Source organism: Hymenobacter sp. H14-R3 (genome assembly GCF_030063445.1).
GTDB lineage: Bacteria > Bacteroidota > Bacteroidia > Cytophagales > Hymenobacteraceae > Hymenobacter.
Map to the genome: position 1 here is coordinate 50,650 of NZ_JASITD010000014.1, position 20,467 is coordinate 71,116.

Annotated in this window: 20 protein-coding genes; 5 read left to right on the forward strand and 15 right to left on the reverse strand. The window is 61.5% G+C overall.

The features are described from left to right. Position 1: 1 nt before the first annotated feature. The 3 genes from QMK33_RS13905 to QMK33_RS13915 all read right to left on the reverse strand — a co-directional run bounded on the left by QMK33_RS13905 (position 2) and on the right by QMK33_RS13915 (position 3,054). On the reverse strand, positions 2-961 hold the full coding sequence (locus QMK33_RS13905; protein WP_283565202.1) for a hypothetical protein: 960 nt from the start codon (positions 959-961) through the stop codon (positions 2-4). Between the two features lie 224 nt (positions 962-1,185). Next, positions 1,186-2,154, reverse strand: coding sequence for a YihY/virulence factor BrkB family protein (locus QMK33_RS13910; RefSeq protein WP_283565203.1), 969 nt, complete (start codon positions 2,152-2,154; stop codon positions 1,186-1,188). Between the two features lie 144 nt (positions 2,155-2,298). Beyond that, positions 2,299-3,054, reverse strand: coding sequence for a DUF3891 family protein (locus tag QMK33_RS13915; RefSeq protein WP_283565204.1), 756 nt, complete (start codon positions 3,052-3,054; stop codon positions 2,299-2,301). Positions 3,055-3,186: 132 nt separating this feature from the next. On the opposite strand from QMK33_RS13915, the gene QMK33_RS13920 reads away from it, so the two are divergent. Continuing rightward, on the forward strand, positions 3,187-3,951 hold the full coding sequence (locus QMK33_RS13920) for a TerC family protein (RefSeq protein WP_283565205.1): 765 nt from the start codon (positions 3,187-3,189) through the stop codon (positions 3,949-3,951). A 2-nt stretch (positions 3,952-3,953) separates the two neighbouring features. Here the strand turns inward: QMK33_RS13920 and QMK33_RS13925 are convergent, their stop codons facing one another. Next, positions 3,954-5,258, reverse strand: a complete 1,305-nt coding sequence (locus QMK33_RS13925; RefSeq protein ID WP_283565206.1) for a hypothetical protein — start codon at positions 5,256-5,258, stop codon at positions 3,954-3,956. A 168-nt stretch (positions 5,259-5,426) separates the two neighbouring features. Continuing rightward, positions 5,427-6,422: an NAD-dependent epimerase/dehydratase family protein gene (locus QMK33_RS13930; RefSeq protein ID WP_283565207.1), complete on the reverse strand. Its 996-nt coding sequence runs from the start codon at positions 6,420-6,422 to the stop codon at positions 5,427-5,429. A 123-nt stretch (positions 6,423-6,545) separates the two neighbouring features. Between QMK33_RS13930 and QMK33_RS13935 the strand changes: the two genes are divergently transcribed. Continuing rightward, on the forward strand, positions 6,546-7,634 hold the full coding sequence (locus tag QMK33_RS13935) for a patatin-like phospholipase family protein (protein ID WP_283565208.1): 1,089 nt from the start codon (positions 6,546-6,548) through the stop codon (positions 7,632-7,634). 191 nt (positions 7,635-7,825) lie between these two features. Here the strand turns inward: QMK33_RS13935 and QMK33_RS13940 are convergent, their stop codons facing one another. The 6 genes from QMK33_RS13940 to panD all read right to left on the reverse strand — a co-directional run bounded on the left by QMK33_RS13940 (position 7,826) and on the right by panD (position 12,887). Beyond that, positions 7,826-8,752, reverse strand: a complete 927-nt coding sequence (locus tag QMK33_RS13940; protein WP_283565209.1) for an AraC family transcriptional regulator — start codon at positions 8,750-8,752, stop codon at positions 7,826-7,828. Positions 8,753-8,920: 168 nt separating this feature from the next. Next, positions 8,921-10,084, reverse strand: coding sequence for an acyl-CoA dehydrogenase family protein (locus tag QMK33_RS13945; protein WP_283565210.1), 1,164 nt, complete (start codon positions 10,082-10,084; stop codon positions 8,921-8,923). Between the two features lie 109 nt (positions 10,085-10,193). Next, entirely contained in the window at positions 10,194-10,676 is a 483-nt protein-coding gene (gene rfaE2 / locus QMK33_RS13950; RefSeq protein ID WP_283565211.1) for a D-glycero-beta-D-manno-heptose 1-phosphate adenylyltransferase, read from the reverse strand. Between the two features lie 76 nt (positions 10,677-10,752). Next, complete coding sequence (locus tag QMK33_RS13955) at positions 10,753-11,313, reverse strand: hypothetical protein (protein ID WP_283565212.1); 561 nt, start codon at positions 11,311-11,313, stop codon at positions 10,753-10,755. Positions 11,314-11,409: 96 nt separating this feature from the next. Continuing rightward, positions 11,410-12,456, reverse strand: coding sequence for a lysylphosphatidylglycerol synthase transmembrane domain-containing protein (locus tag QMK33_RS13960; protein WP_283565213.1), 1,047 nt, complete (start codon positions 12,454-12,456; stop codon positions 11,410-11,412). A gap of 83 nt (positions 12,457-12,539) precedes the next feature. Then, entirely contained in the window at positions 12,540-12,887 is a 348-nt protein-coding gene (panD, locus tag QMK33_RS13965; RefSeq protein ID WP_283565214.1) for an aspartate 1-decarboxylase, read from the reverse strand. Positions 12,888-12,987: 100 nt separating this feature from the next. Between panD and QMK33_RS13970 the strand changes: the two genes are divergently transcribed. From QMK33_RS13970 to QMK33_RS13980, 3 genes are read left to right on the forward strand one after another with little or no spacing between them, the layout of a single operon-like run. After that, a complete protein-coding gene (locus QMK33_RS13970; RefSeq protein WP_283565215.1) occupies positions 12,988-13,809 on the forward strand; it encodes a hypothetical protein in 822 nt (273 codons plus the stop codon). Positions 13,810-13,863: 54 nt separating this feature from the next. Further along, the gene (locus QMK33_RS13975; protein WP_283565216.1) at positions 13,864-14,058 is read left to right on the forward strand and encodes a hypothetical protein; all 195 of its coding nucleotides are present in this window, start codon (positions 13,864-13,866) and stop codon (positions 14,056-14,058) included. 21 nt (positions 14,059-14,079) lie between these two features. Beyond that, positions 14,080-16,122: a prolyl oligopeptidase family serine peptidase gene (locus QMK33_RS13980; RefSeq protein ID WP_283565217.1), complete on the forward strand. Its 2,043-nt coding sequence runs from the start codon at positions 14,080-14,082 to the stop codon at positions 16,120-16,122. Between the two features lie 110 nt (positions 16,123-16,232). Here the strand turns inward: QMK33_RS13980 and QMK33_RS13985 are convergent, their stop codons facing one another. The 4 genes from QMK33_RS13985 to QMK33_RS14000 form a co-directional block, all read right to left on the reverse strand. Next, the gene (locus QMK33_RS13985; RefSeq protein ID WP_283565218.1) at positions 16,233-16,535 is read right to left on the reverse strand and encodes a DUF4286 family protein; all 303 of its coding nucleotides are present in this window, start codon (positions 16,533-16,535) and stop codon (positions 16,233-16,235) included. A gap of 89 nt (positions 16,536-16,624) precedes the next feature. After that, positions 16,625-17,065 carry a DUF6526 family protein gene (locus QMK33_RS13990; RefSeq protein WP_283565219.1) on the reverse strand — a complete coding sequence of 147 codons (441 nt, stop codon included), beginning with the start codon at positions 17,063-17,065 and terminating at the stop codon, positions 16,625-16,627. Between the two features lie 118 nt (positions 17,066-17,183). Then, positions 17,184-17,570, reverse strand: a complete 387-nt coding sequence (locus QMK33_RS13995) for a hypothetical protein (protein ID WP_283565220.1) — start codon at positions 17,568-17,570, stop codon at positions 17,184-17,186. Positions 17,571-17,802: 232 nt separating this feature from the next. Further along, on the reverse strand, positions 17,803-20,259 hold the full coding sequence (locus QMK33_RS14000) for a TonB-dependent receptor (protein WP_283565221.1): 2,457 nt from the start codon (positions 20,257-20,259) through the stop codon (positions 17,803-17,805). Positions 20,260-20,467 lie beyond the last annotated feature (208 nt).

A 20,467-nucleotide genomic window follows, 5' to 3' on the forward strand; every position in this document is an offset into this window, starting at 1 on the left:
CTTACCGCAGCTTAATCTTCCCAAAGCGTAGGGATACGTCCAGGTAGGCCGGGTAAAGGCCGGTTTCGCTACGCACGGAGTAGTACAACGCCCCCAGGCTGGCGCTGAAGCGCGGTGCGGCGTAGCGCAGGCCGGCCAAGCCAAAAACGCCATCGTTATTCGTGGCGGTGGTCAGGTAGGTTTCGTTGACCAGCGAAAACAGGCGCGATATCCGGGCGTTGGCCCCAACAACTACCACTGGCGAGCTGCTACCCCCGTCGCTACTAAAGCCGTAGCCCAGCCCCAGCGTCACGTTGGTATCGGCCGAGCCGTAAGTGGCCAGGCCGTAGCCCACACCGGCGCTGCCGCGCCCCCCGTCAACGCCCGTGGCAAAGCCGTACAGTACGCCTGCCCCTAGGTTAAGCTTATCATTCACCGGCACAGTCAGCTTGGGGGTCACGGCTATGGCCGGAATGCCCACAAACGGCACCACGGGCACCAACAGGCCCACCGAAAAATTATCGGTCACGCCGTAGTTGACTCCCAGCAAAAAAACGTCAATTGCCTGCGCGTATCCTTCGCCCTTGTGCAGGTTGCGGGCTGTGGGGGCAATAAACATGCGCGTGCCATTGCCCACGTAGTCGAAGCCCCGCCGCACCTGCTCGGGGGTTTGGCTCATTAGCTGCCGCATATTAACGCGCTGTATCGTTACCAGTCCCAATTCGCGGGTTTCAAACGTGAGCGCTAAGTCGGTTACCTCGCGCAGCGTGCCGTCGAAAAGCGTCCCGCCCACCGTTTCGACGCTGTAGCTCTGCCCGATAACTTCGCCGGGGTGGCCAATAACCTCGGCTCCCGGTAGCTCGGCCGTGCGCGGGGGCGTTAGTGGTTGGTTGGGCTGCGGCGCACCGGGCAGGGCCACCGGTTGCTGGGCATGGGCCAGGGCCGCCATCAAAATGCCTCCTAGCAGTAAAACAACGCGCATACTTTGGGGCCACCGCTATGTAGCCGGCAACTGGGGCAAAGATGCCTTGCTAAGGGCCGATAGTTGCAAGCCCGTTTTGCAACGCATCAGACTCTAATTCAGCGAATTTCCAGCCTTTAGCAAGCTGTTGAAACGAATTAATAAGCTTATTATCAATTGAATATAAAGCAATTTCGCTTGAAGCTAACCGGACATTACCAGCCGGTGGTGGGCGCTGTTTTTTTTTATCCTTTCCAGCTGCCGGTGCTGGGCGGGCGGCCGCTGGCTATTTCGCCTTCCGACTCACCGGGCGGCACCTCGCGCACTTCCACGCGCACGGCGTGGGCCTTGGGCTGAATGCGCTGCCCAAAGGCGTCGGCAAATTCCTGAGTGAACTCAGCCCCGAAAAAGATGATGAGTGATGAGTAATTAATCCACACCAGCAGCACAATGGCCGAGCCCGCCGCCCCAAAGGCCGAACCTGGATTAGATTTGGCTATGTAAAAGGAAATCAGATACTTGCCCAAAATAAATAACGAAGCCGTGATAAACGCGCCAATGCCCACATCGCGCCAGCGAATGATGGCATCGGGTAGAAACCGGTAAATCAACCCAAACAGCAGCGTGGTGATAACCAGCGATAATACAAAATCGACCAGCTTAATGGCGATGAGGCCGATTTCGGGCAGCAGCCGCTGTAGATAACCGGTAAATACTCCTAGTAAAGCACTCACTACGAAGGAGATAAGCAATAGCAAAGCTACGCTAAGGATGAGCCCGAACGAAAGTAGCCGCTGGCGCACAAAATCCCAGATGCCAATACCTTCAGTCTTGACTTTCAGGTTCCAGATGTCGTTGATGCTCTCTTGCAGCGTAACGAAAAACGTGGTAGCCGCGAAGGTCAGCGTGCCCAGGCCAATGGCCGTAGCCAAGCCCGATTTTTGCTGCAAGGTAAACTGCGCGATGCTGTCTTGCAGGAACTTAGCCGAATCGGCCCCCACCAACCCTTTGAGCTGACCATAAATCTGCCCGGTCAGGGCCTCGCCGCCATATACCGAGCTGGCCAGCGTGATAACGATGAGCAGCAGCGGTGGCAGCGAAAAAATGGTGTAGTATGATAGCGCTGCCGCGTGCCGAAACGAATTGTTAACGGTAAACTCGGTTGCTGAAGCTTTGAAAATCGCAACGATATCGGAAAATTTATACTGCGTCATAAGCAGGGGCGGAAATAGCGTGGGAAGCGGCGAGCGCGGGTACTCAGCCAGCTACCAGGCGCAGCAGCGGGCCGCGCTGAAGTAGGTGTTTACTCCAATACGGACCGCCCGGATTTTTGCCCGGAAAATGCACGAAAAAATAACCTAGCCCGGCTGCAATATCCAGCACAGCGTTTGGGTGGGGCCAAAGTGCAGCGCCGCCGCCAGCTCGGCATCGTCGCGAAACCGAAGCTGGTGCAGTTGCTGGGCTTCAACGCTCACCACCAGTTCTTTGTCGGCGAAGGGCCAGGGGCTCACGACTACCGGCGTGCCGGGCCCACCGGGTTGCCGCACCAGGTGCGCCGTGCGGTGGCCGTTGCCCAGGGGGTCGGGGTAAATTTCGACGGCGCGGCCCATTTCGGGCAGCTCGTTGCGGCACAGAATGAGGGAGAGGCGGTCGCACCAGTGCAGCAGGTCGTAGGCCTGGTGGGTCCGCACCTTGTCGAGGTGCAGCTCCTTCATCCAGCGGGCCTGGCGGGCGCGCAGCTCGTCCAGAAAGTCAACCAATTCGGGTTTGCTATCGCGCATGGGCTCATACAACGTACTCAGGTGCAGGCTGGTAAGCAGGCTGCGCCAGCGCCCCTGGAAGCGCGCCGCGTGCAGCACGCCTTCGGCCTGCTCCAGCGAAAAGGGCAGTTGGGTGAAGTTGGCTGGGGCGCCGGCGGGCGTGAGGCCGTGGTGGCCGCCGCGCCCGTGCCAGGCGGCCTGCTCGTCGTCGTGCTGCGCCGTGGCGGCCAGCAGGCCCACCCAGCGGTCGGCCGATAAAAAGGGGGCCCAGTGCCAGGCCAGCTGCGCAGCCAGCAAGGCGTGGGCCTGTTGGTAAATTACCTGCCAGCCGGTAGGTATTGGGTTAACTATCATGCGCGGGTTCTCAGTATTTTGTCGCAGTTTTGGGGCCGCTTTACGCTAAATGAGCAGGCACAGGCAACGGAATAACTGTTGGATGGTCAACAATTTTTCTCCTTTCCCTCCAAATTCCGCATTCACCCGCCAATGTACGCCCAACTGCAAGACATCCTCACGCACCCGCTGCCCTCGCTGGCGGTGGTCGGTAACCTCGTCATTATCGAAAGCCTGCTTTCGGTAGATAATGCCGCCGTGCTGGCTACCCTGGTGAGCGACCTGCCCCGCGAGCGCCGCAAGCAGGCGCTGCGCTACGGCATCTTCGGGGCGTATTTTTTTCGGGGTCTGTGCCTGGTTTTTGCCTCGTACCTGGTAGGCTTCTGGTTTCTGAAGCCGCTGGGTGGCCTGTACCTGCTGTACCTCACGCTTGACTATTTCCGCGCCACGCGCCCCACCGACGACGACGCGCCCGACAAGCAGAAAAGCTGGCTCTACCGCCGCACGCTGGGGCTGCTGGGCCCCTTCTGGGCCACCGTGGTCGTTATTGAAATTATGGACATTGCCTTCTCCATCGACAACGTGTTTGCGGTGGTGGCCTTTAGCAACAACCTGATTCTGATTGTGGTAGGCGTGTTCATCGGCATTCTGGCCATGCGGCTGGTGGCACAGGCCTTCGTGGGGCTCATGGGTAAGTACCCGTTTCTGGAAACGGCGGCCTTCGTGGTTATCGGCATCCTGGGCCTCAAGCTGGTGCTCTCGCTGCTGGAGCATTTTGCGCCCAGCTACCCGGTGAGCCGGTTTCTGGCCAGCGAAGCCGCCGACGTGGGCCTTACGGTGCTCACCATTGCCACGTTTGGGGTGCCGCTGCTCACCTCGCGGCTGCTGGGCTGGCCGCGCCGCCTGGGCGGGCGGTAGGGCTAGGGGCGGGGCGGGGTTGGCACGTCGGGGTTGCGGCCCAGGCGGTAGCTCAGGCCCAGGCGCGCCGCGAAGTTGCTGCCAACCAAGTTGCCGGAAAGACCCTCAATACCAGAGCGATACAGTTGGCCGTCGAGGGTTGCCGTGAAGCGCCGCTGCCGCCAGCCTAGGGTAAGGTTGGGCAGCAGCACGGTTTGGGGGTAGTAGACATTCTGGTCTTCGTACTGCAGGTATTGCGCAGTGGCTGCATCGGTTGCGGCAAGTCCCCACACTTGGTCATACTCAAACCCCAGACCCACAATAAGTTGCTGGTCGTGGGCCAGTGGCCGGTAGTACCGCACCCCAATGCGCGCCGTGCCCAGCGTGCCGTGGTAGCCAAATGGGGTGTAAATAATAATTCCCTGGCTACTTAAGCTGGAAATATAAGCCGTTCGATTGCGAAACGTGCTGACGCTCAGTTCGCCGTAGATGGCCGCTGTGCGGCTGGGCAGCAGTAGCTCGGTGTAGAGGCCGCCAAACGGTACCAGTTGCGAACCAGCGCGCGAGGCTCCGTCTATCGCCTCTACCGGGCTGCTGATGCCATTGTAGCGCAGGCCGGCCAGCACCCCGCCCTGAAACGCCACCTGCCGCCGGCGCCGGGCCTGCCCCAGCCAGCTGCTGGCCGGCTGCTGGCCGGGGCTGCACGCCATGGCGTAGGCCTGGGCTACGGCCGCTAGCCCTTCGGCGGTGAAGGGGGCGGTGGCCGCCGCCTGGGACGCGGCCGGGCAATCAATAAAGTAGATATCCAGTTGGCTGTGGTAGTTGTTGCCGTCGGCTATCGACCAAACGCCGTCGTCCTTCTGCCGCAGAAACTTGCGCTCGCTCAGGGCCAGGTCGGGTTGGCCAGGGCGGCGCAGCACGTAGTGAGTGGTGCCCATCAGCACTACCCGCCGCAGGTCAATTGGCCCTTCCAGCAGTACTTCGGCCAGCACCGAATCGGTGCGGATATCGGCGTAGTTGCCACGCGGCAGGCTTTCGAGGCGGGTTTCGGCCGCGTGGTCGAGGCGCAGCACTTCGTAGCGAAAATGACGCCCCCCAGTAAGGCGCACGGCCCGCAGCTGGCGCGGTGCAAATAGCTGGCTGGGGCTGGCCGTCGTGCTTCGGTAGCGAATAAACGTGGGTGGCGCTTCCCAGAAATCGTTTTCGATTTCCCCGCGCAGGGTGTCGCCGTTGCTACGTACCAGCAGGCCCGGCTCGTAGGCCTGGGCCCACAGGCGGTTGGTAAAGAGAAGCAAGCCCGCGAGCAGGCAAAGTAAGCGTAGCATCATAGATAAGAATAAAGTGCCAACAAAAATAGCCGCACTTACCCCTCCTAATATGCCAGGTTTTTAACCTTTTTTAACTTATTTCGGTGTTACACAACTCGGGGCCGAAAGGCGAAGCTGCCCGCTCCCACCTGAACCAAACGGTTGCTTTGGATAGGAGCGGGCAGCCAACTACGCCACTACCGGCTCGCGCAAATGCACCAGCATGTCGCGCGTCATTTTCTCCAGGTCAAACTCCGGGGCCCAGCCCCAATCCTGGCGGGCGGCCGTGTCGTCGATGCTAGCGGGCCACGAGTCGGCAATGGCCTGGCGCTGGTCGGGCGCGTAGCTGACCTGGAAGCCGGGTGTTTCCTGCTGAATGGCCGTGGTAATCTCGGCGGGCGAGAAGCTCATGGCCCCCAGGTTGTAGCTGGTGCGCACCTTAATGCTATCGGCGGGGGCGTGCATGAGGTCGAGCGTAGCCTTCAGAGCATCAGGCATATACATCATGGGTAGGTAGGTGTCGGCCTTCAGGAAGCACTCGAAGTCCTCGCCGGCCACGGCCTTGTGGTAGATGTCCACGGCGTAGTCGGTGGTGCCGCCGCCGGGCAGGCTCTTGTAGCCGATGAGGCCGGGGTAGCGCAGGCTGCGCACGTCGAGGCCGTAGTGGCGGTGGTACCATTCGCACCACTGCTCGCCGGCCAGCTTGCTGATGCCGTACACCGTGTTGGGGTTCATGATGGTGGTCTGGGGCGTGTGCTCGCGTGGGGTGTCGGGCCCAAACACTGCAATGGAGCTGGGCCAGTACACCTGCGGCACGCGGTACTGCACGGCCAGGTTCAGCACGTTCAGCAAGCCATCCATATTCAGCTTCCAGGCAAACATCGGGTCCTTTTCGGCCGTGGCCGAGAGCAGCGCCGCGAGGTGGTATATCTGCACCGGCTGGTACTGCGCCACCAGGGCCTCCAGGCGGGGCTGGTCGAGCACGTCGAGCAGCTCGAAGGGGCCGCCGGCCAGGGCCGCGGGGTCTTTGGGCGGGCGCACATCGGCGGCCACCACGGCCTCGGGGGCGTAGCGCTGGCGCAGGGCGGCGGTGAGCTCTAGGCCCAGTTGGCCGCAGGCCCCAATGACAAGGACGTTGCCGGGTGTTCGGGAAGTGGTGGTAGGTTCGCTGGGCGAAGTAGTCATGAGCAGGCTGGGAGTGAGCGGGATGGGAAGGGAGCAGACAGGCTGCAAAGATACGGCCAGCCTCAGGGGCCGGGTGGCCGGGTGGTTGCCGCAGTAGCGAGACGGAGCAGTATCTTGCGGGCTATGGCTAGTCGTTTGTTCTTGTTGCTCAGTCTATTGAGATTTTTGAGCAGCCCCGCTACTACGCAGGCTCAATCCACTACCCCACCCTATCGCAACCTCGTGCTGGAGGGCGGCGGCATTCGGGGCATTGCCTACGGCGGGGCCTTGCAAGAGTTGGAGCAGCGCGGCGTGCTGGCCGGCATCGAGCGGGTGGGGGGCACTTCGGCGGGGGCTATTCAGGCGGCGCTGCTGGCGGTGGGCTACTCGGCTAGTGAGATTGTGGCCGTGGTAAATGCCACGCCCGTGCAGCGCCTCAACGACGGCCGGTTCATCTTTTTTGGGGGCACCCACCGCCTGGTGAAGCAGTACGGCTGGTACCGCGGCGATGCCTTCGCCACCTACCTCAGCGAGCTGATAGGCCGCAAAACCCAGCGGCCCCACCTCACCCTGGGCGAACTGCACGCCCTGGCCCAGCAGCGCCCCGGCCACTACCGCGACCTCTACACCACTGGCACCAACCTCACCACCCAGCGCACGCAGGTGTTCAGCTACGAAACCAACCCCACCATGCGCGTGGCCGATGCCGTGCGCATTAGTATGAGCATTCCGCTCTATTTCCGGGCCGTGCTACTCGATGCCGGGGGCAATGTTGTGCTGGGCCGGCCAACCCCCGGCCAGCCCGTGCAGGTGCTCGTCGATGGCGGCCTGCTGGCCAATTATCCCATTGATTTGTTTGATAAGCCGCGCTACTTGCCCGCCGGCCCCGCCGCCGCGCCCGACGCCCGTGGCAACGTCTACAACCCCCAAACACTGGGCCTGCGCCTCGACCGCGCCGAGCAAATTGCCTACGACACCGCCGCCACCGGCCGCCAGCAGCTGGCGCCCTACGCCATCACCGATTTCAAATCCTACGCGGGGGCCCTCTACACCGTGGCCCTCGAAAATCTCAACCCCGTGCCGCCCGCCGACTGGCAGCGCACCATTAGCATCAACTTCCTGGGTTTCAGCCCCCGCATCAAACGGATTTCCAGCGCTCAGAAACAGCAGCTCATGGACAGCGGCCGCCTGGGCGTGCAAACCTTTTTGGCCCGCCAGGCAGCTAAGCACTAATTAGTCAATGCGGTAGCATAGGGTAAAAGTCAGGTACGGAGTAACCCCCTCCCACACCGCACCGCAGCAAAAAAGCCCAACGCTCCCAACGCCAAGCAAAGCGTCAGGAGCTTTAGGCTTCCCAGTCTCGGCCAACTCACCGGCCCAACCAAGGCTCGTCTGAATCAGCGAAATCTGTCTAAATCTGCGGTTTATATGTTCATGGCCGTTTCGCGGCGGCGCATTTTGCCGGCCGGAATGCCAAACATCATCTTGAAGCGCCGACAGAAGTAGGCCGTGTCCTTATAGCCCACTTCCTTGCCAATGTCGCGGATGCTTTTTTTGGTAGTGCGTAGCAGCGAAACCGCGCGCTCCATGCGCTGGTACTCAATGTAATCCTGCGGGTTGATGTTGGTCAGCATCTTGAAATACTGGCCCACGTAGTCCTCGCTCACGCTGGCTACCGTGGCCAGCACCTTGTTGGACAAATCGCCGCTTAGGTTCTCCTTAATAAAGTTGAACAAGTCGATGAGGCGCGGGTCCTTGAAGTAGGTGCTGTTGGTGGCGAGCTGCTCCACAAACAGGTTGTTGCGCAAGATGTAGCGCACCACTTCCACTACCAGGTTCTCGGTGTAGATGTTGATGAGGCGCTCGCGGCCCGGCAGGTCCTGTAGCGATTCCTCAATGATTTTAATCACCAGGTTGGCCAGCTTCGTGTTGCCCCTAATAATGAAGGCCGGCACGTCGAGCGACGCGAAGAAGTTGACCGAGTCAAACACCTTGGCCTCAAACGAGACGAAGCTGTGGCTTTCCTCGGCATCGCCGATGAAATCGAGCTTATCGTTGGAGGTAAAAAACCGGTCTTTATTCGTAATTAAGTCGTCGTTGGAAATCACGCGGGTGGCGGCGCTTTCGCCGTAGCCCACGCGCGTAGCCCGCCCGCCGGGCAGGAAAAGCAATTCGCCTTCCTCCACCGTTTGCTCGTCTTCCCCAAAAATCACTTTGCCTTGGTGCAGCAGAATAATGTTATTGCCTACATCATAGGCATTGCGCACCGTGAAGGCCTGCCTCAGTACCAGGTTTTTGGCTCTGATGTAACGAACCCCCAAAGATTCAATTACTTTATTATAATCTTCCATCTACGTTGTTTTCATTATAAGGATAGGTCCCCTCAGTTCCCCGCAAAAGTGGCTAAAGTTACTACTATTTACTGCAATGTTTTCTAAAAAAAATTCACAAAAACAAAAACCCAGGCCTATTTGGCCTGGGTTCCGTGCAACTTCGTGATTTTGATAGCCGGTAGAGTGCTATTTGAGGATTTCGCGGGAGATTACGATTTTCTGGATTTCCGAGGTTCCTTCATAAATCTGGGTAATCTTGGCGTCGCGCATAAAGCGCTCCACGTGGTACTCCTTCACAAAGCCGTAGCCCCCGTGAATCTGCACCGCCTCCACGGCCGAATCCATGGCTACCTTCGAGGCGAAGAGCTTGGCCATGGCCCCGCTCTTGGCGTAGTCGGCGTGGTTGTCCTTGTCGGCGGCGGCTTGCAGGCACAGCAGGCGGGCCGCGTCGATGTTGGTAGCCATGTCGGCCAGCTTAAACTGGATGGCCTGGTGCTTGGCGATTTCGACGCCAAATGCCTTGCGCTCCCTGGCGTACTTGATGCTCAGCTCCAGCGAGCCCGAGGCAATGCCCAGGGCTTGCGAGGCGATGCCAATGCGGCCGCCCGCCAGCACCTGCATGGCAAACTTAAAGCCGAAGCCATCGGCCCCGATGCGGTTTTCCTTGGGCACCTGCACGTCGGTAAACATGAGCGAACAGGTGTCGGAACCCCGGATGCCGAGCTTGTTCTCCTTAGGGCCCTGGATGAAGCCAGGCATGTCCTTGTCCACAATCAGCACGTTGATGCCGCGCGACTTCAGCTCGGGGTTGGTTTGGGCAATAACCAGGTACACCGAGGCAGTGGTGCCGTTGGTAATCCAGTTTTTGGTGCCGTTGAGCAGGTAGTAGTCGCCCTTGTCCTCGGCGGTAGTGCGCTGGCTGGTGGCATCGGAGCCGGCCTCAGGTTCGGAGAGGGCGAAGGCGCCGATGATTTCGCCCGAGCACAAGCGGGGCAGGTATTTCTGCTTCTGCTCCTCGGTGCCGTACTGCTCTAAGCCCCAGCAAACCAGCGAGTTATTAACCGACATGATAACTGAGCACGAGGCATCGACCTTGGAGATTTCCTCCATCGCCAGCACGTAGCTCATGGTGTCGAGGCCCGAGCCGCCGTACTCGGGGCTCACCATCATGCCCATGAAGCCGAGCTCACCCATGCGCTTTACCTGGGCGGCGGGAAATTTCTGGTGCTCGTCGCGCTCAATCACGCCTTCCCACAGCTCGCTCTGGGCAAAGTCGCGGGCGGCGGCCTGCACGGCCAGTTGCTCTTCGGTGAGCTGGAAGGGGGAGGCCGTGGCCGTCGAAGTGGTCATTTCCAAAATACGGGGGTGGGGGATAGGGGTGGGAGAGGGGAGAGTAGACTGCAAAAATACGTTAGTTGGCTCGAAAACGGCTGCCCTAACTAGTAGGCGTGCCGAGTAGTTAGGGCTTCAGGCCGTCGGTTATCTTCTTAACAATGTTGGAGGTACTATAGCCCGCCACCAGCGGCACGGTGCGTACCTGCCCACCCCGGCCCAACACCAGCTCGTGGCCCACAATTCCGGCCACGGCATAATCGTCGCCCTTTACCAGAATATCGGGCTGCACGGCCTCAATTAGCTGCAACGGCGTGGGCTCGCCAAACAGCACCACGGCATCGACAAAGGCCAGCGCGGCCAGAATGCGGGCGCGGGCGGTTTCGTCCTGTAAGGGCCGGCCGGGCTTCAGCGCACGCACCGAGGCATCGGTGTTGAGGCCCACCACGAGGCGGGTACCCAGGGCGCGGGCCTTTTCGAGGTAATCGACGTGGCCCAGGTGCAGCAGGTCGAAGCAGCCGTTGGTGAACACCACGCGCTCGCCGGCGGCGCGCCAGGCGGCCAGCGTGGCGGGCAGCTGCGCCGGGGTGAGGATTTTATCGGCGGTCATGGCGTAAAATAGTAAATTACTTGTTATCAAGGCATTATCTGAAAGGCTAGCAGCCTACCCACTCAGGTTACTTCCCTCACTTAGGCTGAAAAGTAGAAGCCAGGTAATCGGTAATGAGGAGGGCCTGGGCGTGCTCGGCAGGTACCCGCGATTGCAGAAGGACAGTGGTGAACGACGCAAAAAACAAGTAGTCGCGGGTGACCATGGCCGTGCCATTGTTGAAGCGGCCGCCGGTGCGGGCGGCTACCACGCCCGCCACCTGGCCCAGCTGCTCGGGGCCCCGTTGCCAGTTGAGTGCATCGCGCTGGTTCACAAGGTCGTAGCTGGCCAGGTAGCTGGCCGTGTCATTGGCAAAGCCCTCAATCTGCGTCTGGATAACGAGGCTCATCCCCAGCTGCGCGTGGTAGAAACCGGCCGGCGTGCGCGCCCACTCGGGGCCGCTGGGCAGCTCCATGGTGCCGATGCCCTCCAGGCTCTCACGGGTGAGCGCAAAGTCGGGGCGCGGAGGCGGGTTATCCACCAGGCTGGGCTGGCCAACCGCCTGCGTACGGGCTTTGCGCCGGTGCATATACAGCCGAATACCTACGTACAGCAGGGCCAGGACAAAGAAGAAAGCTGGGTGGGTAAACAGGCTCATAAGCTACTAAGTAAGGAGAGGGGGTGTTGGCAGGCGGCTTATCAGGCTTAACGCAAAGCGAGCGGTGGTACGCACCCTCCGGGGCCAATCACCAACTCACTCCGTGGTCAGGGGCTCATCTGCCAGGGCTTCGGCTTCGGCCACCATGTTGCCTTTGTCGGCGGCGGCCACGGCCACGAAGCTGATGCCGCCCATTACCACCACTAGCAGCGTTTGGGCGCCGTGCACCACCAGGGCGTAGGCAATGCCGGCTTCCTTGTTGACCCCGTAGGCCAGCAAAATGCCCTGCACCAGCACGTGAAACGGCCCGATGCCGCCCGCCACCGGTGCGGCCATGCCGAATGCCCCGAAGGTGAGCACCGCCAGGCCGGCCTTCATGTCCAGCCCGTAGGTTTCGGGAAAGCAGAAAAACGCCAGGTAATCCATGAGGTAATACACGCCCCACGTGAAGAGGGTATGCAGTAGAAACACGCCCTTGTGCTCCATTTTGAGCACGCTGAACACGCCAGCCAGTAGGCCCTTCATGAAGAGCGCCGCCTTGTTGAAAAGGGCATTCTGGCGCAGGCGCTCCAGGTTGCGCACCAGCGTGTAGGTGGCCACGGCCAGCAGCACCAAGCCGCCCAGCGCGGCCAGCAGCAGGGGCGTGCGGTTGCGGGCTAGCGCATCGTACTGGCCCCCCAAGAGCTTATCAGTAGCAAAGGCCCAGAAGGTGTTGAAATCGAGCAACAGCGTGGCCCCCAGTAAGCTAAGCAGCACCAGCACGTCGATAACGCGCTCCGTAACCACGGTGCCCAGCGCCACCTGCACCGGCACCCCGCCCGTGCGCCGCAGCACCGAGCAGCGAATAACCTCGCCCATGCGCGGCAGCACCAGGTTGGCTAGGTTGCCCACCATCATGGCGTGGTAGATGGTCCAGAACGGGGCCGGGGTGCGCGAGGCGGTGAGCTGCATCTGCCAGCGGTAGGCGCGGCTGAAGTAGCCCAGCACTGAGAGAAACAGCGTGAGCGAAAGCCAGAAATAGTTGGCCGTGCGGATGTAGTGCCCGATGCGCGACAAATCCTGCCCGCGCACTGCATACCACATGAGCGCGCCCGAAATCCCCAGGAGCAGGGCGTACTTGAGGATGGTAATTAAGTGCTTCATTTTTTGGCTATTAGCTAACAGCTGTTAGCCGTTAGCTTTCGTTCGACAAAAAAGCTAACAGCTAGCAGCTGTTAGCTAACGGCTCAACCCAGGCGGTTGTGCTGGTCGGGGAAAATGATGGTGGGCTGGTGGGCGCGGGCCTCCTTGAAATCGACGAGGCCGTAGGAAATGACAATGACGATGTCGCCCACGGCGGCCTTGCGGGCGGCGGGGCCGTTGAGGCAAATCATGCCCGTGCCGCGCGCGCCCTTGATGGTGTAGGTTTCGAGGCGCTCGCCGTTGTTGACGTTCACCACGGTCACCTTCTCATTCTCCACCATATTGGCGGCGTCGAGCAGGTCTTCGTCAATGGTAATGCTGCCCACGTAATGCAGCTCGGCCTGGGTCACTTTGGCCCGGTGGATTTTGGACTTGAGAACTTCGATGTGCATAGCTAAAAACTATAAAAGCCCCCAAAGATAACTGCCCCTTGGCGGGGGCGGGGCCGCGTCGTACTTTCCGGTCCCCATCTGCTGCCTACTCTTCTTACTTATGAAAAACCAACTTGTCGGCCCCTGGTGCCTGGTGCTGCTGGCGGCCTGGCTGCTGGCCCCCGCCGCCGCCCGCGCCCAAACCCCCCTCGGCCAGCCCTCGCTCGACGAGGCCAAGGTGCAAATCTGGTGCGCCACCGCCCGCTACGTGTACGCCGATGCCGGCCGGCCGCAGCTGCAACGCACGCTGCGCTGCGAGGGCGGCAACCTGGCCGGCCTAGCCGCCAGCCTGCGGCCCGACAGCCTGCGCATCTACTCGGTGTTGTACCTGCCCATTGAGGGCAAAGGCAAGATTTACAAAGGGTTAAAGAACAATCCGGCTCGGGTAGCGGCGCTCGCCAAGGCCATCATTGGTCGCTTGAAGGCCTCGCCCGCCCGGCAGCGCGACCCCGCCCGCCTGGCCGGCCTGCAAGCCCTCGAAAAAAAGCTCAACGACTATGTGCAAACCGGCCTGCCGCCCACCGACCCCACCCCCGCGCCCCAGGCCGAGGCTGATGCCGGCACCGGTGCCGGTCCCGCCGAAGCCGCTGAAGCCAGCGGCGGCCCCACTACCCAGCTTACCCCCGCCGGCCCCGCGCCCGCCGCCGAGCCGCTCCTAAACCGAATATTTGCGCCGTTAGCGCTGATATTAAGTATCTTGAGTCTGGTGCTCTACGCCATGCTACGCCTGAGCCTGGGCCGCGAGCTACGGCAGCTGCGCCGGGCGGCTCCCGCCGCCAGCGCCGGGCTCACGGCCGCCCAGCACCAGCAGGTAGAGGCGCTGGTAGCCGCCCGCGTGGCCGAGGCCCTACGCCCAGCCCCCGAAACTACCCCCGATGCCTGACCCCGCGGGCCGGAGGGGCAAACATCCGGCCCCGCTCCTTATTCTTATGGTGTTATGACGCGCATTACTATCCTTCGGCTGGGTTTGGTGCTGGCGGGGCTGCCGCTGGCGGCCGGCTGCCGCATTGCCACCTCCCGCGCGCCGGAGCGCAAGGCGGCCGTGCGCGCCAACGCTATTTCCAATAAGCATATTCTCACCGAGTCGCCCACTTTGGAGCGCCCTGCACCCAAGGTGGTGCCCGGCCCGTAGCTCCCTTATTGCTCTTTCATTTTGACGTATCCCGCCGCCCGCCGCGACCCGCAGCCCGACACCTATTTCGGCACCGAAGTGCCCGACCCCTACCGCTGGCTCGAAGACGCCGATTCGGCCGAAACCACCGCCTGGGTGCAAGCTGAAAACGAGGTAACGTTTGCCTACCTGGCCCAGATTCCGTTTCGCGATAAGCTGCGCGAGCGTCTCACCCAACTCTGGGACTACGAGCGCTACGGCGTGCCGAGCCAGGAAGGTAAACTGCTGATTTTTAGTAAGAACAATGGCCTGCAAAACCAGGCCGTAGTGTACGCTGTGCCGGTGGGCCAGCCCCTGGACACGGCCACGGTGCTGCTCGACCCCAACCAGTTTTCGGCCGATGGCACCACGGCGCTCACGGGCCTGCACTTCAGCAACGACCACCGCTACCTGGCCTACACCACCAGCGGCGGCGGTTCGGACTGGCAGCAAATCCGGCTGCTCGACATGGCCAGCCGCCAGCCCCTGCCCGATGCCCTGGACTGGGTAAAAGTATCGGGCGTGGCTTGGGCTAAGGAGGGTTTTTACTACAGCGCCTACGACGCGCCCCGGCCCGGCGAGGCCGCGCTGGCCGGCAAAAACGAGTTTCACAAAGTGTATTACCACCGCCTCGGCACGCCCCAAAGCGCCGACGAGCTGGTGTACGAAAACCCAGCAATGGCCCTGGGCTTCCGCATTGCCGACGTGACGGAGGACGAGCGCTGGCTCTGCCTGAGCCTCACCGATGGCCAAAGCGATGGTAACCAGCTGCTGGTGCGCGACTTGCAAAATCCCGCCCAGGCGGCGGCCTGGCTCACCGTGCAGCCCAGCTACGCGTTTGACACCAGCGTAATCGGCAGCCTCGGCGACGAGCTGCTGCTGTATACCAACGACCACGCGCCCAACTACCGCATCGTGCGCGTGTGGCCCGGCCAAGCGGCTGATTGGCAAGACGTTATTGCCGAAGCCACGGAGAAGCTCGAAGGCATCAGCCTGGCGGCGGGGTGCCTGCTGGCTACCTACCTGCACGATGCCAGCTCGCGGGTGCGGGTGTATTCGGAACAGGGTGAGCACCAGCACGATGTGACGCTGCCGGCCATTGGCACGGCGGGCGGCTTTGGCGGCCGGCGCGACGACAAGGTGCTGTACTACGCCTTCACCTCGTTTACGTACCCGACCACCATCTATCACTATGACCCGGTGGCCAACGTGAGCACGGTGTTTAAGGCGCCTACCGTGGACGTGCAACCCGCTGATTACGTGACCACCCAGGTGTTCTACGCCAGCAAAGACGGCACGCGGGTGCCCATGTTCATCACCCACAAAAAGGGGCTGGCGCTCGATGGCCAAAATCCCACCTACCTCTATGCCTACGGCGGCTTCAATGTGAGCGTGACGCCGGGCTTCTCGGTGGCGCGGCTGCTGTGGCTGGAGCAGGGCGGCGTGCTGGCCATTCCGAACCTGCGCGGCGGCGGCGAATACGGCGAGGCCTGGCACCAGGCCGGCATGACGCCCCACAAGCAAAACGTGTTCGACGACTTTATTGCCGCCGCCGAAACCCTGGTGAGCCAGGGCTATACCTGCGCTGCCAAGCTGGCCATTGCGGGCGGCTCGAACGGTGGCCTTCTGGTGGGCACCATTATGACGCAGCGGCCCGAGCTGTGCCGCGTGGCCCTGCCCGCCGTGGGTGTTATGGACATGCTCAAGTACCAGAAATTCACCATCGGCTGGAACTGGGCCCCCGAGTACGGCACCTCCGATGACGAGGCGCAATTTCGTAACCTGCTCAGCTACTCGCCGTTACACAACCTGAAGCCCGCCACGGCCTACCCCGCCACCCTCATCACCACCGCCGACCACGACGACCGCGTGGTGCCGGCCCACTCCTTCAAATTCGCGGCCCAGCTGCAAGCCGACCAGGCGGGCGACGCGCCCACCCTCATCCGCATCGATGTGAACGCTGGCCACGGCGCGGGCAAAAGCACCCAACTCCAAATAGCTGAGTGGGCCGATGTGTGGAGCTTCACGTTGTTTGAAATGCGGTAGCGCGAAGTTTCCACTTCGTGCGCGAGCGCAGCGAGCATCTTGCATTCGGGTTATTCAGTGCCGCCTGCTCGCTGCGCTCGCGCACGGAGCGGAAGCTTCGCGCTACTTCTTTACTCCACCACTTCCAGCGTGGTGCGGAAGGAGTGGTATTTGCCCGCAAAGCGCTTATCCATTTCCTGGCGCAGGGCGGGCGCGAAGTGCGCCTGGTAAGCATCTAATTGCTCCAGGCTGACGCTGAAATACTGGGCAGCGTAGGTCACACCGCCGTCTTCCTCATTGAGGAGGCGTAGCAGCGTGCTTTTGATAAAGCATCCAGTACCAACTACTTCGGCCATGTGGTGCTCACGCATGTAGGCCACCCATTCGTCGGCAATGCTGGGTTCGAGACTAGTGGTGACGTTGTAAAGAATCATAAATGGTAAATGGGTAAGTGAGTAGCTGAGTAACTGAGCAGAAAAGCCGGCGAGTAGTCGATGTACTCAGTTACTCAGTTACCGCATGGTCACACGCGGATGGTGTCAAACTGGTAGTCGTTGATGCGGGCCAGGATGTCTTTGGGCGTTAGTTTTTCCTGGGCTGCGGCCTGGGCCAGGGCGGGCAGTTCCTGGTCGCCGGCGAGGCGCAGGGTAAGTATTTGCTTGAGAGTGAGGTTTTTTTCGAGTGATGCGAAGCGCTGGCCGCTTACTTCAAAATAGCGCTGGCGCACTTCGAGGCGGGCCACTCGGTCTTGCAGCACCAGGGCGTAGTGTTGGCGCAGCATCACCACGGTTACAAAAAAGAGCAGTGTAACGGCCGCCAGCGAAAACCAGAGCCGCGAAATTTCGGAGTCGTCGCCGGCCACGCCCACGTAGCGCCGAATGGTATAGCCCACCATCAGCAGCGTGAGGGGCAGCACCACGAAATGGTGCAGCGGGTAGTATTGGGCGGGGTTTTTGGCGGCCATGGGGCGAAAATGCGAGCGGCGTGAGTAAAAGCAAGCATACGGGCAAAACAAAAAAAGCTCCGGCCAGGGCCGGAGCTTTTTGTTGGTAGCGGCGCAACTGCGTGCACTATTGGCTGGCTTACTGCATTTTGCGCGCAGCTTTCTCAGCCGCTTTTTGCGCGCGCAGCTGAGTTTTAGCGGCTTTCTCCTGCGTGCGGGCTTCTTTGGCCTGCTGGCGGGCCACCTTCATCTGCGCGTTCTGTTGCTTAGCCTGCTGGCGCTGCTGCTTCATCTGGTTCTTCAGGTCGCGGTTCTGGCTTTCCTGCTGCTTTACCTGGCGGCGGCTGTCCTCTACCGCTAGGTCGGCCGCCTTGCGTTGGTCGCGCTGCTGGTCGTAGGTGGCTTGGGTATTTTGCACCGGTTGGGGAGAGGGGCCCGTTTGGTCAGTAGTGGTGGTTTGGGCGTGGGCCGAAGTGGCAACCAAGGCACTCAGGGCAAAAGCAGCCCCAAAAAATAACTTTTTCATAGGATAAATTAAAGCCCGTTTACGTGGCCGCGTCTTCAACGCAGGGCCCTCCGGATAGTTCGGGCAAGCCCAACTAATTTTGATTTAGAGGCTATCCGACTCAGGTTTTGCGGGCGCCGACACGGTGGCGGAGCCAGCCGACTAGTTGTTGCGCGCCCGCTGGCCGCACGACTGGCCAGGTGGCGCACGCAACAACCAGTCGGCCGGCAAAGCCGTTGTACCGGAGAACGTACTACTTAAACGCCAGCGGCACCACCAGCTTCACGCTCAGCGTGCGGCCCATATTGTAGACCCCGCGCCGGCCGGTGGCGTAGTTGACGGCCTCGTACTTGAGGCGGCTAAGGTGGCTTTGGTAGGCCACGTCGAAGAGGTTGTTGGCCGTGATGTAGAGCGAGAACAGCGTGCGGCCCTTGGCATCGGCCACATCGGTGCCCACGCCGGCATTAAACAAGGTGTAGGCCGGGGTGGCCGTTTCGGTGTCGAAAGCCCCAAAAAAACGGTTCTGGGCAAAGGTTTGCTCCAGTTGAAAGCGGGCGTACACGTTGGTGAGGCGCTGGCCCTGGCGGCGGAAGTTGCCGCGTAGCTCGCTTTGCAGGCGGTCGGCCGGAATGAAGGGCAGGAATTGCTGCTCGGCGGGCACGTCGAGCTGGCGGGCGCGCACTAGGGCAAACGAGTTTTCGAAGTGCAGCCAGTCGAGCGGGTGGGGGTGAAAATCGAGCGTGACCTCGCCGCCCAGCAGCCGCGCCTGCCCCTGCACGTAGTTGAACAACCCAATATCGGGCCCCGTGGACACCAGCGAATCGGTGCCAGCCCGGTTCAGCACCCGCCGCGCAAAGATGTAGTTGCTGATGCTGTTTTCAAACGCATCGACCGTAAAGCGCACGTGCTCAGAGGTATAGCTTACGCCCGCATCCGCCTGCAAGCTGGTTTCGGCTTGGAGGCCGGGCTGGCCCACCTCGTAGCGAATGGTACCCTCATGCACGCCGTTTGCCCCCAGCTCGGCAATGTTGGGGGCCCGGAAGCCCCGCGAAATATTGGCCTTCACCGTGAGGCGGTCGCTGAGGTTGTAGGCCGCGCCCAAGCTGCCGCTGTAGTTATTAAAAGTGCTGAGGAAGCCCGGAAACTTGGTTTCGGCGCCCGGCGCGGTGGGCTGCTCGTTGCCGTCGAGAAACAGGGTTTGGGCCGAAATGCGGCGCACGTCGTAGCGCAGCCCACCACTGAGGTCGAGGCCGCCAAACGACTTTTTGAGCACCCCAAACACGCCGCCCTCGGTCATATTGTAGGCCGGAATGAGGAATTCGGTGCCCAGGTTGCGGTTTTGCTGGCGCAGGCCGGTGGTGCCCACGGCCAGGTTGTAGCCGCCGCCAAACTCGGGCACGAAGTAGCGCAGGGCGTAGTCCACGGTGCGCAGCTGGAAGTAGAGCTGCGGCTGGTCGGGGTTGAGCACGTCGCCGTACTCGCGGCGCAGGTTTTGCTGGTAGTTGACTTGCAGCGTGAGCCGGCCGCCGTTTTGGCCCACCACAAAGCTGTTGTCGGTGCCAAAGCGCAGGTGGTTAACGAGTTGGCGGGGTTGGGTGAGGCCGTAGCCGCGCAGCTCGTCGTTGCTCACCACCCGCGACTCTGTCTGGCCGCCCACGGCCACCTCGCGCACAAAGCGGCCGCTCAGGCTGTCGCGCTCGCCCTCCACGAGGCCCAGGTTTTGGTTGAACGTGCTGAACGTGAGGTGCGAATAGCCCCAGCTTTTGTTCAGGCCCAGGTAGCCGTTGGCGTTCCACTCATTAAAGCCCGAGTTAAACACGTGGCCGTCGTAGCGATTCTGGTAGTTGCCGGCCACCTTGCGGGTGCCGCGCGCCAGCCAGTTGAGGCCGTTGATATTGCCCGCGTTTTCCAGGGAGTAGCCCTGCTGGTGGTTGTTGGTCTGGTAGTTGGCCGTGGCCGAGCCCGTGATGCGGCCCTCGGCAATGGGGTCGGGAGCCAGGAAGTTGATGACGCCCGCCATAGCATCGGAGCCATACAGCAAGGAGCCCGGCCCCTTAATAATTTCGGCCCGGTCGATGCTGAACTCGTCAATCTCAATGCCGTGCTCGTCGCCCCACTGCTGGCCCTCCTGCTTGGCGCCGTTGTTCAGGGTCACCACGCGGTTGTAGCCCAGCCCGCGCACCACGGGCTTGCTGATGGCCGCGCCGGTGGTAATCTGGCTGATGCCCGGCGTGTGGGCAATGGCATCAATAATATTGGTGGCCGAGGTCTGGTTGAGGCGCGTGCGGTCCACCACGGTGGTGGGCACCGGCGAGCGGCGTAGCTCCGTGGCCTGGCTCACGCCCGTGACTACTACCTGGCCTATTTCGGTGGCCGCGGGCGTGAGCCTGAGGTCGAGGGCCTGGCCGGTGCCGGTAGCAATGGTTTGGGTTATTGTGTTGTAGCCCAGCGAAGTAACCTGCACCAAAAACCGCCCCCGGGGCAGGTTGGCGAAGCTGAAGCGCCCATCGGCATCGGTGGCCGCGCCCTGCTTGAGGTCAGGAAAGACAACGTTGGCACCCGGCAGCGGCTGGCCGGTGGCCGCATCGGTGAGGCGGCCGGCGAAGGTGGCGGCCCGGCCGCGAGCTGGGGTAGTAGCTGGGGCTACCTGCGCCCCCGCCGAAAAAGACAAGGTGCTGGCTAGCACCACCAGTACAGAGGTACGAAGCATAAAAAACCGCGAAATGAGGGGCAGGCTACCGCGTTGCGCTATCCAGCCAGCCGCACCCCGCCCCGCAAACAAACCTCAGCCAGGGGCCAGGGTATGTTCACATTTTCTCTAAAACCAAACCAGAGAAAAACCGGGGCGGCGGGCCCTGTAGGGCCGGGCGGCAAGCGGATAAGGTCAGCTATAAATGCTGACAATCAGGCGAATAGCC

Excerpts from the sequence above, each read along its gene's own strand:
- QMK33_RS13905 (WP_283565202.1), bottom strand. The coding sequence starts at position 961 with ATGCGCGTTGTTTTACTGCTAGGAGGCATTTTGATGGCGGCCCTGGCC.
- QMK33_RS13910 (WP_283565203.1), bottom strand. The coding sequence starts at position 2,154 with ATGACGCAGTATAAATTTTCCGATATCGTTGCGATTTTCAAAGCTTCA.
- QMK33_RS13915 (WP_283565204.1), bottom strand. The coding sequence starts at position 3,054 with ATGATAGTTAACCCAATACCTACCGGCTGGCAGGTAATTTACCAACAG.
- QMK33_RS13920 (WP_283565205.1), top strand. The coding sequence starts at position 3,187 with ATGTACGCCCAACTGCAAGACATCCTCACGCACCCGCTGCCCTCGCTG.
- QMK33_RS13925 (WP_283565206.1), bottom strand. The coding sequence starts at position 5,258 with ATGATGCTACGCTTACTTTGCCTGCTCGCGGGCTTGCTTCTCTTTACC.
- QMK33_RS13930 (WP_283565207.1), bottom strand. The coding sequence starts at position 6,422 with ATGACTACTTCGCCCAGCGAACCTACCACCACTTCCCGAACACCCGGC.
- QMK33_RS13935 (WP_283565208.1), top strand. The coding sequence starts at position 6,546 with ATGGCTAGTCGTTTGTTCTTGTTGCTCAGTCTATTGAGATTTTTGAGC.
- QMK33_RS13940 (WP_283565209.1), bottom strand. The coding sequence starts at position 8,752 with ATGGAAGATTATAATAAAGTAATTGAATCTTTGGGGGTTCGTTACATC.
- QMK33_RS13945 (WP_283565210.1), bottom strand. The coding sequence starts at position 10,084 with ATGACCACTTCGACGGCCACGGCCTCCCCCTTCCAGCTCACCGAAGAG.
- rfaE2 (WP_283565211.1), bottom strand. The coding sequence starts at position 10,676 with ATGACCGCCGATAAAATCCTCACCCCGGCGCAGCTGCCCGCCACGCTG.
- QMK33_RS13955 (WP_283565212.1), bottom strand. The coding sequence starts at position 11,313 with ATGAGCCTGTTTACCCACCCAGCTTTCTTCTTTGTCCTGGCCCTGCTG.
- QMK33_RS13960 (WP_283565213.1), bottom strand. The coding sequence starts at position 12,456 with ATGAAGCACTTAATTACCATCCTCAAGTACGCCCTGCTCCTGGGGATT.
- panD (WP_283565214.1), bottom strand. The coding sequence starts at position 12,887 with ATGCACATCGAAGTTCTCAAGTCCAAAATCCACCGGGCCAAAGTGACC.
- QMK33_RS13970 (WP_283565215.1), top strand. The coding sequence starts at position 12,988 with ATGAAAAACCAACTTGTCGGCCCCTGGTGCCTGGTGCTGCTGGCGGCC.
- QMK33_RS13975 (WP_283565216.1), top strand. The coding sequence starts at position 13,864 with ATGACGCGCATTACTATCCTTCGGCTGGGTTTGGTGCTGGCGGGGCTG.
- QMK33_RS13985 (WP_283565218.1), bottom strand. The coding sequence starts at position 16,535 with ATGATTCTTTACAACGTCACCACTAGTCTCGAACCCAGCATTGCCGAC.
- QMK33_RS13990 (WP_283565219.1), bottom strand. The coding sequence starts at position 17,065 with ATGGCCGCCAAAAACCCCGCCCAATACTACCCGCTGCACCATTTCGTG.
- QMK33_RS13995 (WP_283565220.1), bottom strand. The coding sequence starts at position 17,570 with ATGAAAAAGTTATTTTTTGGGGCTGCTTTTGCCCTGAGTGCCTTGGTT.
- QMK33_RS14000 (WP_283565221.1), bottom strand. The coding sequence starts at position 20,259 with ATGCTTCGTACCTCTGTACTGGTGGTGCTAGCCAGCACCTTGTCTTTT.